Genomic DNA, 12635 nt, shown 5'->3' on the forward strand with positions numbered 1-12635 from the left:
ATAGGGTCTTGGTCCTGTTTCGCAGGACGGTAGCCTGTGGGCCTTAATTGCGAAAGATGGAGACCCCAATCATGGTAGATCATACGCTGAAGGGAAAAACGGCTCTTATCGCCGGTGGTGCCAAGAATCTTGGTGGCCTTATTGCCCGGGACCTTGCGGCTCAAGGTGTGCGTGCCATTGCCATTCACTATAATAGCGCAGAAACAAAAGGCGCTGCGGATGAAACTCTTGCCGCACTCAGGCAGGCTGGCGCCGAGGCCGTAGCCTTCCAGAAAGATCTGAGAACAGCCGCCGGAAACGCGGACCTGTTCAGAGAGACTGTGGCGGCGATTGGCCAGCCGGATATTGCCATCAATACCGTCGGAAAGGTTTTGAAAAAACCGATCGCCGAGACGTCTGAAGCTGAATTTGACGAGATGTTCGATGTGAATACGAAGTCGGCGTTCTTTTTCATCAAGGAAGCCGGCTTGCATCTCAAAGACAATGGTAAGCTTTTAACGCTCGTCACATCCCTTCTGGGAGCCTACACACCATTCTATTCCACTTATGCAGGCAGCAAGGCAGCGGTGGAGCATTTTACTCGTGCGGCGTCCAAGGAATATGGAGCGCGTGGTATTTCCGTAAATGCCATTGGCCCTGGACCAATGGATACGCCCTTCTTTTATGGACAGGAAGGCGCGGATGCCGTGGCATATCACAAGACAGCAGCGGCTTTATCAGCACTGAGTAAAACGGGTCTGACAGATATTGAGGATGTTGTGCCGTTTGTGCGGATGCTTGTGTCTGATGGATGGTGGATGACGGGTCAGACCATTCTCGTGAATGGTGGCTATACGACCAAATAAGAAAAAACCGGTGAGGATATTTTCCTCACCGGTCCTGTTGGGAATTAGAATGTCGCGTTGATACGACCGTAGTAGTAACCGCCGTTGATCGGCACTTGTGCCGAGTTTGAGTCATAGACAGCAGCACCGTAGGAGCTTAGCTCTTCAGGTAGCTTGCGCGGACGAATGTTAAAGACGTTGTTGCCACCAACAGCGACATGCCAATGTTCGTTGAAGCGATAACCGACTTCAAGGTCTGTCAGCCAGCGAGGGGTATTCTTGAACTGAGCGAAGCAGGTGTTGGAGTAGCGGAGCGCTCCACCGGATGCGGGGCACGTTGCGGAAGCTGGCGTCCAGTCTTGATACGTCATCATGGACGTTGTTTCACCGTAACGGGTCTGACGAACATTTAGATCCCATTTTCCAATAGTATAATAAGCGTTGAGGATAATCTTGCTGCGCGGATAGCCTGTTGTGAGGTAGCCGATCGTCTGTGCATTAAGCAGCGGGCTGCCATTCGTATCACTTGCGACATGATGCATGCGGGTACGGTTCAGGTCTAGCGCCATGCTCAGTGCGAGATTGCCATAACGGTGCAGGTGAAATGTATAATCCGCTTTGATATCGAGACCTTGTGTGCGAGTACTTGCTACGTTTGCGAAATAATATGCAGAAACATTGCTTATATCAAACGAATTGACCGGTAGAGCATAACCCATAGCCTGAATGGCATCGACGGCCGCTTGACCCTTGGTCGTACCACCCTGTGAAATACGGTTACGCAGATTGATCTGGTAGACGTCCGCTTCCACATGGAAGCCTTTCACAGGTTCCACCACAACACCACCGCTGGAACTGACAGAATATTCCGGCTTGAGTGGGCTGGCACCAAGAATGCGGGCAGCAGCAGAACTGACGGGAAGCAGACCACTGGCGCTGGTCGGGCTAACGCTCATGGTGCTGTAGTGCTGTTCCGCAAGTGTTGGAGCACGGAAGCCGGTGCTGATCGTACCACGGAATGCCAGCCACGGTGTCGCATCATAACGTGTTGAGACCTTGCCGTTCTGGGCATTGCCAACATCTGTGTAGTGCTCAAAACGCCCTGCGAAATCGAGATCCCAATGCTTCAGCGGATGGAAGTCACCATCGATATAGGCGGCCCAGATGTTACGGCTCCAGGAGCCTGCGTTCTGGGGGCGTAGACCGGCATAACCCTGCGTTCCGCCAACTTCATAGGATGCGGGTTCGCCCGCAACGATGTCATACATTTCCAAACGATGTTCGCCACCAAAAGCCAGAACCATCGGCACCGTATTGAAAATGTTGATCTTGCGTCGGAAGTCCAGATTGTTGGTCCACTGCGCGTTACGATAGTTCAGTGCACGAACAGTCGTTGGAGACCAGCCGCACCCGCTGGAGGAATAATTGGCTACGTTGCCGTTATTGCAGGTCGATCCCAGCATACCGGTATTGGCTGTGTTCTTGTTGCTGATTTTGTCCTGATCGGCACCATAAACGGTGCTTAGATCCCAATCGAAGCCATAAAAATCGTGCCCTTTGAGGCCGAGTTCTCCTGCATAGTCATCTTCGTCAATGACTTCGAGCGGCGAGAAGCCGGATGGGTAAAGTGTTGGTGCAATGCTGGGAACGCGATAATTCTGAATGGCTTCGGCATGACGGTGGGCATATGTGACCTGCCCGTAGAAATCGATTTTCTCTGTAATGGGTTTTCCGAAATCAATACCCAGATTTTCACGGGTTTCTTCCGGGGTGCTCATGATTTTATTGGAGTCTGTGGGCACGCTTCGCGCGTTAGCCACAACGCCGGTGTAATAACCGTTCGTGTTGGCACCTGCAGGCCAGTACCCCAGAAGACGATGATCTTTTGCTCCTGCAACGAAATGATCTGTATGATAGACCTGTCCGCTGATGTGCATAAAACCGTCATGGCCAAGCTTGAAGCCACCATCTGCATTGAGCTGGTACTGCCATCCATCACCGTTATAGGCATTGGCACCAGTCTGTGCGGACATGTTCAGACCATGGTCCTGCTTTTTGGTGATAATATTCACCACGCCAGCAATCGCGTCCGACCCATACATTGCTGCGGCACCATCTTCGAGAACTTCGATATGGTCGATCATATTGGCCGGGATCATGTTGAGATCAACAGGCGTCGAACCAAACTGCGGCCCAGCATTCTGCACAATATTGGCCGTGACGTGACGACGCTTTCCATCAATCAGGATCAGAACCTGGTTTGGATTTAGGCCGCGCATCCGGATAGATGAGGTCAGAGCAGCCGTATCGCTTCCCTTGGCAGAAACGTTGATCGAGGCATAGGTCCGTGTCAGTGCGTCAGCCAGATTCATTTGACCTGAACGACGAAGTGTAGCGGCTGTTACGACAGTCACCGGACTCGTGCTTTCACGCGCATGCTTGTTGCTTGCGTGCGTTCCCGTAACGATCATGGTCTCATTGCCGCCTGCTGGCGCACTACGCCTCCGAACAACCTGTTGTTTTGTTGAGACCGGATTTTTTGCTCCATGAGCGGAGGTGTGCTGTATGGCCCTTGCGGAATGGGATGCTGTCGCTGGTGTTGTTGCAGCGACAGCTTGAGTTTCCAGTGAAGAAGCCAGAATTGATGTGGTTGCAAGAAAAAAGAGGCGTCTTGATGACATGCTGGCGACTCCCGGAATGAAGATCTGAATCAGCGTTGCGGCTGCTAAAACAGTTCATAACGAAACTGTTACGGTTAGCTATAGTAATTCCACATTAGAAATATTTTGTCATTTCTTGATTTGGTAACAAAAAAGGCTGCCATCAAATAATGGCAGCCCCTCGGAAATCTTTCTATGTGCATAGGACGCTAACGAGTGGGATTAAAGCCGGCCACTACATTGACGAGATTACGTTGCCGACGGGTCGTCAATCGTGCCGAAATCAAAACGGAACGCGCCTGAGAAATTGCTGTATCAAGATCGGAATTGATGATGGTATGATCGAATTCTGCCCAATGTGAAATTTCGTTGAGGGCCGCTTTCATACGCTTCTCAATTTCTGCAGGGTCGTCAGAAGCACGCTTGTTTAGGCGACGCTCCAGTTCTTCCAATGACGGAGGGAGAACGAAGAGACTGACTACATCCTCTGGAAGAGCTTCACGCAATTGACGGTGACCCTGCCAGTCGATGTCGAACACCATGTCATAACCAGCATCCAGGGCTTCCTCTACGGGGGATCGAGGAGTGCCGTACCCACGGCCGAAGACTTCTGCCCATTCGAGAAGGTCTCCGCCCTCAGCCATCGCACGAAAGGCTTCGATATCCCGGAAGTGATAGTGAATGCCCTCCACTTCACCGGGGCGAGGGCTCCGCGTTGTCACAGAGACAGAATGCTTGAGGCTGGGTTCTGACGCACGCAGGGCATTGGCGATCGTGGATTTACCCGCACCGGAGGGGGCTGAGATCACCAGACAGACGCCGCGTCGGGACTGTTGGGTCATGGAGGTCTCCTTGAGATGGTTCCTGTGCCGGACAATGCCGCAGCCTCTACCCTGAAAACCCCCTGTCTGACCAGATGTTCCTCAAATCAGCCTTCTCAGGGTTCGGACTGAAGTTGTGCCGTGATGGCGCTGCTGAGTGACCGTCTGCGGGAGCCGCCCAGAATATGTCCAAGCGGGGCAAGGACTTCGATATGGTCACAGACAATCTTGAAGACCGCGAGCATTGGAACGGACAGGAACGCGCCAGAAATTCCCCACATCCAGTCCCAGAAGAGCAGTGATCCCATAACAAAAACGGGGTTGAGCGTAAAACGCCGCGCCAGCAGCATCGGCGTAATCGTTTCGCCTTCCAGCACATGGATCAGCAGGTAGATGGATGGGGGAACAAGTGCATAAAGCAGGGATGGAAAGGTAAAGAGCCCTACGAAAAAATATACCACAACACCCGTAAGCGGTCCGATGATGGGGATATAATTCAATAGAAAAGCCAAAACACCCCAGAGCAGAGGGTTGGGCATTCCCGTCGCCCAGCACTGGATCATGTTCGCCAGACCCACCAGGAAATTCATCATGGTGATGGTCGCCAGATAGAGAGATACGTTCCGCTCAATCTGGGTTGTGATCTGAACCAGCCGGCGCTTCTTCCGAAAAGTCGGCATGATTTCCACGATACGCCGGAGCAGCGTGTCTCCTTCTGTCATGAGGAAGAACAGCATCAGCAGCATGGAGAAAAATCCTCCGGCGACTTCCCGTGTGCCGGCAAGAACAGAGGTGCCCAACTTGCTCAACGCTGTCTCTCCGCCAATAGGGGCAGCGACGGCATGAGAGCCTGATGGCCGGTACCCGCCAAACACTCCGGACAGTCGTTGATAGTCCCGCTGCATCATTTCAATAGGGCCACGCAGAACGGCCAGTTTGCTCTGAAGTGCCGGAAGAGTCTGTGGAGCACGGGAGATCCAGCCAGCTGCAGGAACGGAGATCGTCGTGGCAATACCCCCCACCACACCAAACATGGCGACGATCAGAAGCAACGCAGCCAAATGCTTGGGGAGGTGGAGCTTCTGTCGAAGGAAACGCATCGGGGCAATCATCATGAGATTGACCACCAGTGCGAAGACGAAAGGCAGAAGAATGGGCGCTGTGAAATACAAAGAATAGAAAACGGCCAGAATCGTCAGGATTAGAACACAGATATCCCGGACGTTCAGATGTTGACGCAATATGTCACGATCCAGCGTGGGGTCCGGCAGATCCTCGTCTTCTTTAACAAGGTCCGAAAGAGGACAAGGGGCGTCATCTTCCGGCGGAAGAGAGCCTTTCTGGCTGGGAAGTGCGGAAGGCTCAGTCGAACGGCCGGACATGTTTGGTGCCTGAATCGGAGGAGATGATGTTCAGGTGAGAAGACCTGACAGAGGACACAGTTGCGTGTTCTGCCCAAAAACCCTCTTGAACTCCAGTAGGAACAGGTCACTAAATAATGATCAGAGCTAACGGGACCCTGCCCGTTGGCGAACCTGGAGCTAGGAGAACAGCCATGGCTTGGAACACGCCGAAAGTTACCGAAATTCCGCTGGGCGCAGAAATCAACTCGTACGTCTGCGGCGAGAAGAAGTAATCATCTTTCCCTTTCTGGGGAAAATGACGGCCGCCTCCTACAGGGGCGGCCGTTTTTCTGTTGACGCCTACCAGACGGTTTTCTGAAAAATGATTGATGTCATCGTGCTCGGCTCCGCGGCCGGCGGTGGATTCCCCCAATGGAACTCCGCAGCGCCCGGATGTGTTGCCGCCCGCACGCGACAGGGCGCACGCCCTCGCACTCAGGCCTCCATTGCCGTGAGTGCCGATGGAGAACACTGGTTTGTTCTCAATGCCTCCCCGGACCTGCGACAGCAGATCATCGAGACGCCAGCCCTTCATCATCAGGGCAGTCTTCGTGGCACGCCGATCCAGAGTGTCATCCTGACCTGCGGTGAAATCGACGCCATCACGGGCTTGCTAACCCTGCGTGAGCGTGAGCCTTTCACGCTGATGGGCAGCGAGTCCACGCTGGACCAACTGGCCGCCAATCCTATTTTCGGCGCGCTTGACCCTGCGATTGTCCCGCGTGTGACTCTCAAGCTGGACGTACCGACAGCACTCAACCTGAAAGATGGCACTCCGTCTGGCCTGACGCTGACGGCCTTCGCAGTCCCGGGGAAGGCCCCGCTTTACGCTGAGGCTGAAGGGTCGCGGCCTGATGAAACTTTGGGTGTCTCAATCACGGATGGGACGCAAACGGTACTTTTCATTCCCGGCTGTGCTCACATTACCCCAGACATCATAGAGCGTGCGTCCCAGGCGAATATCCTGTTTTTCGATGGAACGCTCTGGCGCGACGATGAAATGATCTGTGCCGGTCTGAGCCCGAAAACAGGTCAGCGCATGGGGCATGTTTCTGTTCGCGACAGCGGTGGCCCTGTCGAGAGTTTCGCATCCTGTTCAAAACCGCGTAAAGTCTTGATTCACATCAACAACTCAAACCCGGTTCTGATGGAAGACAGTCCGGAACGCAAAGACGTCGAGAATGCGGGGTGGACCGTGTCCGAAGACGGCATGACTTTCAGACTGGAAACACCATGACACTCCTGACCCCTGACCAGCTCGAAGCCCGCCTCCGCCAGATCGGGGCTGAGCGCTACCACAACCGTCATCCGTTCCATCGCAAGCTGCACGATGGTCTGCTGACGAAGCAGCAGGTGCAGGCCTGGGCCCTAAATCGCTACTATTATCAGGCCAAGATCCCGGCCAAGGATGCCACGCTCCTTGCTCGCCTGCCGACCGCCGAGCTGCGCCGCGAATGGCGTCGCCGTATCGAGGATCATGACGGTACGGAGCCTGGAACAGGCGGTGTTGCCCGATGGCTTGTGCTCACGGATGGTCTGGGTCTTGATCGGGATTATGTGGAGAGCACCGATGGCCTGTTGCCCGCGACGCGCTTTGCCGTGGATGCGTATGTGAACTTTGTGCGGGATCAGTCCATACTGGCCGCCATTGCCTCCTCACTGACCGAGCTGTTTTCCCCGACGATTATCAGCGAACGGGTTTCGGGGATGCTGCGTCACTACGACTTCATTTCCGAAGAAACGCTGGCCTATTTCACGCCGCGTCTCACGCAGGCTCCTCGGGATTCCGATTTCGCGTTAGCCTATGTGCGGGAAAATGCTCTTACACCGGAACAACAGCGCGAAGTTCTGGGCGCTCTGGAGTTCAAGTGCTCCGTTCTGTGGTCCATGCTGGATGCGCTGGATTATGCGTATGTGGAAGGCCACATCCCACCGGGTGCTTTTGTCCCATGAGTGTGACGGAAGACACCGTGCTGTCTTTCGCGCGCGGTCATCGCCTTCAACAAGACCGCGTTCGGGATCTCTGGCTCGTCCAGGCTCCCGAGAAGGCTTTTATTATCGAAGGTGCCGCCCCACATATTTTGGGTCTTGTGGACGGAGAGAGGGCTGTCGGTACGATCATTGAGGTATTGACGGAACAGTTCTCCGCTCCCCGCGAGGTCATCTCAACGGACGTTCTCGCGCTTCTTTCTGATCTGACGGAAAAGGGCGTTCTTCGCGCATGACCTTACCCCAGCCTCCGATGAGCCTTCTGGCTGAGCTGACTCACCGCTGCCCGCTTGCCTGCCCTTATTGTTCTAATCCATTGGATCTGGAGCGGAAGGCGGCAGAGCTGGATACGGCTGGGTGGCGTCGGGTGTTGGAGCAGGCAGCGGAGATGGGCGTTCTACAGGTCCATTTCTCTGGCGGCGAACCTATGGCGCGGTCGGATCTGGTCGAACTGGTCACGCTGGCGCGAAAGCTGAACCTTTACACTAATCTCATTACATCCGGCGTCCTGCTGGATGCGAGCAAGCTGGAGGCTCTGGATAAGGCCGGACTGGATCATATCCAGCTCTCATTTCAGGATGTCACGACAGAGGGCGCTGAGCGCATTGGTGGCTTGAAGGGCGCGCAGGAGCGCAAATTGAAGTCCGCTAGGCTTATTCAGGAATCCGGCATTCCCATGACGTTGAACTTCGTCGTTCATCGGGAAAATGTGGCCCGGATTCCGCAGATGTTTGAGCTGGCCCGTGAGTTGAAAGCTGGCCGCGTCGAAATTGCGCATACCCAATATTATGGCTGGGGCCTGAAGAACCGCGATGCTCTTTTACCAAGCCGGCAGCAGCTTGAGGAATCTACCCGGGCGGTTGAGGCAGAGCGCGCTAAAGGTGGCCTCGCCATCGATTATGTAACGCCTGATTATCACGCAGACAGGCCCAAACCTTGCATGGGCGGTTGGGGGCAAAGGTTTGTGAATATCTCGCCGTCTGGGCGTGTTCTTCCCTGTCACGCCGCAGAAATCATCCCGAACGTCACGTTTCCCAATGTTCGAGATGAGTCTTTGGCGGATATCTGGAACAACTCCCACCTGTTCAACATGTTCCGTGGAACAGAGTGGATGCCGGAAGCCTGTCGCGCCTGTGATCGTCGAGAAATCGACTGGGGCGGATGTCGTTGTCAGGCTCTAGCATTGACAGGAGATGCGGCGAACATGGATCCGGTGTGCAGCCAGTCGCCGTTTCATGAGCAGATAGTGCAAATTGCTGATAATAATAGTGTTCCGAAAGACACATTATTTTATCGGCGTTTTTAAAATTTATGGAAACTATCAGAGATGGTTTCCATAAATACTGACTCTGCTGAGATGAAGAAAATTGGTTTCGTTTAGAAAAATTTTGATATATCGAGCCGTAAAATCGGTCTCTATTTGAAGAGGCTCTCCGAACTCACCTCCAATGTATCGCGCATCATTTTTTTCGTAAAATTCCTCCCAGTATATACCATCATCTGACTTGAGTAAGGAGAATTTGTTAAATCTGCGCGCAAACTCTTCATTATCGCAACGGTTAAAAATGATGATCTGCTTGATATGAGCAGGCTGTTTCAGTTCAATGCTCCACCAAGGATTTTTTTCGAAACCTGTATGGAACGCTGGAATCATACGCAGAGGCTCATCAATTGCTCGTTGTGCTTCTGCCTCAGTACTGTCTCTGTGAAATGAGTATTCGCAGACACTACTTTGTGTAGCTTTCCCATCATGAGAGACTAGATGAAAATTTGGTATTTCGATAAAATGATCGTATTTAAATGTTTGATCCCCAATCCATTTCACAAAAGATTTTGGGCTATATTCTACAATATTGCATAGAATTTTTTCAAATGTATCGGCAGAAAAATCTATCCTATTATTATAGAATGCATCAAGAACTATATTTAGATAATTGGTACCATAATCTTTTTTAAGATGCCTAGCGATATCATGATGGCGAGTGTTAATGGTAACAACATTAAAATTCTCAGATTTATAAAATTTTGCATGAAGATTATCTTCATATGAACAGGAGGGGTAAATTAAAACAGCTTTAGAGGCGGCACTTTCTGGAGCATAATCAGAAAATGCGAATGTGCTAATGGCACCATCCAGAGGACTAAGCGGCCCGAACCATTTGCAAAAAGCTGGAAGCGCGGAATACTGCGGGCTAAAAGCCATTATTCGGGTGATTCTTTCACAGTATTTTGAAAATAAAAGTGCTCCAGATGCGCCAAGACTTTCGCCCATAGAGTAAATAAATTGGTATTTTTTACAAAAATAACTAAGAAAACGGAACATTTTAATAGAATTTATGTTATTGTACCAATCTAGATGTTTTGATCTAACGAAAATATAAGATGTATTAAAGTTTTTTATGGTATTTTTAAATTCTTCTACAGGCTGCGCTAAAGCCAATGCTCCAGCGCTGGAGAAAACAATAGTGACATTGCAGGATTCTCTGTTCCAATAGGAAACTTCATAGTTATCGTTATCAAGAATGACTTCTGACATTATGGAGCTTCCTAAAGTTTAATCCAAAATTTCAATTACTTTTAATATATCATAAATTTTTCTTTTTCAAATGGTCTCTTTAAATAAAGTGTTATCAAAATCCTAGATATCAAAAATTATTTAGCCAGATCATTATTCTGGCTATCTGTCCATTTGGATGCTGAACTGTGCCAATAGGCTTCAACGCCTATGATACCGTTTAGTTTGCAGTCAGAACACCATACATGTTCTCCGTCCTGAGACGCGTTAGGCATGGAATTTAGTGAATAAGTCGTAGTTTCAATTATATGACCTGCACTTATCGTGGCCGTTCCACCGTTGGAGGCGTGAACCGTCAGGTTGGCATAACCATCTGTGGTCATGTAATTTCCTACACCCGCTCCTGCCCCGCTTGCGGGGGCCAAGATAAATTGTCCGCCCGCACCTGCAGCGATATTTCCCGATAAAGTTAAATTACCATTTGCGTCAAGGCTAAGGTTAGCGGTTGTTCCTCGCATAATTTCAAGCAGATTATTACTATAGGTTGCGTCCACATATTCGCCTAATCCTGCGACGTGTCCTGACGGCTGTGTGCCAATCGTCAGAGCGTTTCCACCTGTCAGACCTAGCGGTGCCATGTGCGACACCCCGTTACCATCCATTATGAAGCCACAATTTGTTCCATAACCACAAAGAGCCAGCCCACCCCAATAGCCGTTCCAATTCCATTCAAAATCGGCCTGTTGGGAACCGTAACTGACCCCTGCGCCTTTCTCACCATCCAGAACAATGCCAAATTTCGGGGTCACGTTTTGAATCCCGGTTCCTTCTCCCGAAACACGCTCTGCCAGGTGGTACATTAACCGCCAGTTTGGAGACTGTTGCGTTAAGCCATCGAATTCAAAGATTTCTTGGTCCTGTCGTTTGAGAACTGTTTCCAACTCTCCGAGACGGCATCCTCCACCAATCCAGGAGCCTGCACTTTCAAAAGCACTCTGGTCATAATAACCTGAGGCGTCCGGATAACAACTGTCTCCTGCAAGGAAGTGATGAGGCGTGTTGCCTCCCGCATAAAATCCGAGACTGTTATGGGTTAAAGAATTCGTATGGAGTGGATCCATGCTCACGTTAAGTGTGTAGCCGGTAAACTGAACAGCACCTTTACGGGTTTCGTTACGAACGTTGAAATCAAGTTCCTCACCAGCAAAAGAATGAATGAGAGAAGTTGCCGCATTACCTGTTGCGCCAGATTTTGCGCCATCGTAGCTCATGAATATATTACGGGCGAAAGTTTTGTTAAATCCGCCAATTCCCACAACGGGCGTTGTCTGATTAGCCCAGAAATAGCTTTCCAGAGATGTTGTGGAAGGGATGGCTCCAGTAGACTGTGTAAGTTGTTGTCCCCAACCATAGACAGTGATTGTAGTTACATTTTTATCGGTAGAAACAGATTTAATCACACCCATGTAGTAATCAGCTATTTCGTTGTTCGATGCCGAAATACCCGGAATTTGAGAGTTGGTGAAAATCGTCATCATGGGTTGAATATGAGCAAGTTCAGCCGCAGTCAAAGTCCCGGCAAGGGTAACGCTTGTAGCTGTGTATGTGGCAGCTGGCAGGATTAGATCAAAATTTGCGTTTACTGGACCTGCATAAAGCTGAACACCATCGGCGCTAGGGATGGTTCCACCTTGAACATTTACGGCTGATACGGCTGCCTGCTTGATGTCACTAGGCTCCATGAAAAGGCATAATACACAACCAGCCGTATAGCCACCAGTTGGAACGCCGTTCAGAACAAGGCTTTCGTAGGTCCCAGCCTGATTTCCATATGGGCTATGAGGTAGGGTAATAGGAGTTCCGCCAACGCGCATCGTGGAATTTCCGTCCCACCAGTAAAATGGTCCTTTGCCGTTTGCTGTCAACTGTGGATTGACATTGTTATATACGGTAGGAAGAACTATACCGCTGATACGAGGTCCAGTAATAATAGATTCTCCAAGGATAGAAGAAGTAACTCGTGCATTTTCATCTAGTCCCGCAACTCCATTGGCTGTGCCAATCATGTTTTTTTCTAAAGGGTTACATATTACGGGATAATTATTGCCATCGGTTCCACATATTTGTTGTGTAACAGTGACAGGTTTCCATTGCCCTGTATTATCTTTGTAAGATAATGATTTCATAAGATTGGTATTGCTAAGAGACGTCGTAAACAGGATGGATTTAGTAGCTCCGGAGTTATCGCGGTATGTTGTCTGAGGGGAAGCCAGACAGATCCCGGGAAAAAAAAGAATGCTCAAAATATACGTCAGAATGGCATTTTTTTTCATGACTCAAACTCGCAAAAAAAAAGCCACCTCTTTGAGGTGGCTGAGAAATAAAATTAGTTGAATTTGATAATACTGCTTTCTAACAAAATA

Annotated in this window: 11 protein-coding genes; 6 read left to right on the forward strand and 5 right to left on the reverse strand. The window is 50.6% G+C overall.

The window, feature by feature from the left end:
• Positions 1-71 precede the first annotated feature (71 nt).
• Complete coding sequence (locus HKD32_RS04145; RefSeq protein WP_194257572.1) at positions 72-845, forward strand: SDR family oxidoreductase; 774 nt, start codon at positions 72-74, stop codon at positions 843-845.
• A gap of 44 nt (positions 846-889) precedes the next feature.
• Here HKD32_RS04145 and HKD32_RS04150 read toward each other — a convergent pair whose 3' ends face one another.
• The 3 genes from HKD32_RS04150 to HKD32_RS04160 form a co-directional block, all read right to left on the reverse strand.
• Positions 890-3505 (reverse strand): TonB-dependent receptor plug domain-containing protein, encoded by a 2616-nt coding sequence (locus tag HKD32_RS04150; RefSeq protein ID WP_194257573.1) that lies wholly within the window; start codon positions 3503-3505, stop codon positions 890-892.
• Positions 3506-3693: 188 nt separating this feature from the next.
• The gene (gene gmk, locus HKD32_RS04155) at positions 3694-4326 is read right to left on the reverse strand and encodes a guanylate kinase (protein WP_062023550.1); all 633 of its coding nucleotides are present in this window, start codon (positions 4324-4326) and stop codon (positions 3694-3696) included.
• Positions 4327-4421: 95 nt separating this feature from the next.
• Positions 4422-5687, reverse strand: coding sequence for an AI-2E family transporter (locus HKD32_RS04160; protein WP_061931327.1), 1266 nt, complete (start codon positions 5685-5687; stop codon positions 4422-4424).
• A gap of 173 nt (positions 5688-5860) precedes the next feature.
• Here HKD32_RS04160 and pqqA point away from each other — a divergent pair, with 173 nt between their 5' ends.
• From pqqA to pqqE, 5 genes are all read left to right on the forward strand, one after another.
• Positions 5861-5941: a pyrroloquinoline quinone precursor peptide PqqA gene (gene pqqA, locus HKD32_RS04165; protein ID WP_010502998.1), complete on the forward strand. Its 81-nt coding sequence runs from the start codon at positions 5861-5863 to the stop codon at positions 5939-5941.
• Positions 5942-6030: 89 nt separating this feature from the next.
• On the forward strand, positions 6031-6945 hold the full coding sequence (gene pqqB / locus HKD32_RS04170) for a pyrroloquinoline quinone biosynthesis protein PqqB (protein WP_194257574.1): 915 nt from the start codon (positions 6031-6033) through the stop codon (positions 6943-6945).
• Positions 6942-7661, forward strand: a complete 720-nt coding sequence (pqqC, locus tag HKD32_RS04175) for a pyrroloquinoline-quinone synthase PqqC (protein ID WP_061931331.1) — start codon at positions 6942-6944, stop codon at positions 7659-7661. Before pqqB ends, pqqC begins: the two co-directional genes overlap by 4 nt.
• Complete coding sequence (pqqD, locus tag HKD32_RS04180; RefSeq protein ID WP_061931333.1) at positions 7658-7933, forward strand: pyrroloquinoline quinone biosynthesis peptide chaperone PqqD; 276 nt, start codon at positions 7658-7660, stop codon at positions 7931-7933. The genes pqqC and pqqD overlap by 4 nt, the downstream gene beginning before the upstream one ends.
• Positions 7930-9003, forward strand: coding sequence for a pyrroloquinoline quinone biosynthesis protein PqqE (pqqE, locus tag HKD32_RS04185; protein ID WP_061931335.1), 1074 nt, complete (start codon positions 7930-7932; stop codon positions 9001-9003). Before pqqD ends, pqqE begins: the two co-directional genes overlap by 4 nt.
• 15 nt (positions 9004-9018) lie before the next feature.
• On the opposite strand, the gene HKD32_RS04190 is transcribed toward pqqE, so the two are convergent.
• Positions 9019-10233, reverse strand: a complete 1215-nt coding sequence (locus HKD32_RS04190) for a discoidin domain-containing protein (RefSeq protein WP_082905327.1) — start codon at positions 10231-10233, stop codon at positions 9019-9021.
• 116 nt (positions 10234-10349) lie between these two features.
• Positions 10350-12545, reverse strand: coding sequence for a hypothetical protein (locus HKD32_RS04195; protein WP_156471984.1), 2196 nt, complete (start codon positions 12543-12545; stop codon positions 10350-10352).
• Between the last annotated feature and the right edge of the window lie 90 nt (positions 12546-12635).

This window comes from Gluconobacter japonicus (assembly GCF_015244665.1).
In the GTDB taxonomy this organism is placed as follows: Bacteria; Pseudomonadota; Alphaproteobacteria; order Acetobacterales; family Acetobacteraceae; genus Gluconobacter; species Gluconobacter japonicus.

What these genes read in the sequence shown, in the direction of transcription:
- pqqA (WP_010502998.1), top strand. Translation starts at nt 5,861, where the DNA reads ATGGCTTGGAACACGCCGAAAGTTACCGAAATTCCGCTGGGCGCAGAA.
- HKD32_RS04160 (WP_061931327.1), bottom strand. Translation starts at nt 5,687, where the DNA reads ATGTCCGGCCGTTCGACTGAGCCTTCCGCACTTCCCAGCCAGAAAGGC.
- pqqD (WP_061931333.1), top strand. Translation starts at nt 7,658, where the DNA reads ATGAGTGTGACGGAAGACACCGTGCTGTCTTTCGCGCGCGGTCATCGC.
- HKD32_RS04145 (WP_194257572.1), top strand. Translation starts at nt 72, where the DNA reads ATGGTAGATCATACGCTGAAGGGAAAAACGGCTCTTATCGCCGGTGGT.
- HKD32_RS04190 (WP_082905327.1), bottom strand. Translation starts at nt 10,233, where the DNA reads ATGTCAGAAGTCATTCTTGATAACGATAACTATGAAGTTTCCTATTGG.
- gmk (WP_062023550.1), bottom strand. Translation starts at nt 4,326, where the DNA reads ATGACCCAACAGTCCCGACGCGGCGTCTGTCTGGTGATCTCAGCCCCC.
- HKD32_RS04150 (WP_194257573.1), bottom strand. Translation starts at nt 3,505, where the DNA reads ATGTCATCAAGACGCCTCTTTTTTCTTGCAACCACATCAATTCTGGCT.
- pqqC (WP_061931331.1), top strand. Translation starts at nt 6,942, where the DNA reads ATGACACTCCTGACCCCTGACCAGCTCGAAGCCCGCCTCCGCCAGATC.
- HKD32_RS04195 (WP_156471984.1), bottom strand. Translation starts at nt 12,545, where the DNA reads ATGAAAAAAAATGCCATTCTGACGTATATTTTGAGCATTCTTTTTTTT.
- pqqB (WP_194257574.1), top strand. Translation starts at nt 6,031, where the DNA reads ATGATTGATGTCATCGTGCTCGGCTCCGCGGCCGGCGGTGGATTCCCC.
- pqqE (WP_061931335.1), top strand. Translation starts at nt 7,930, where the DNA reads ATGACCTTACCCCAGCCTCCGATGAGCCTTCTGGCTGAGCTGACTCAC.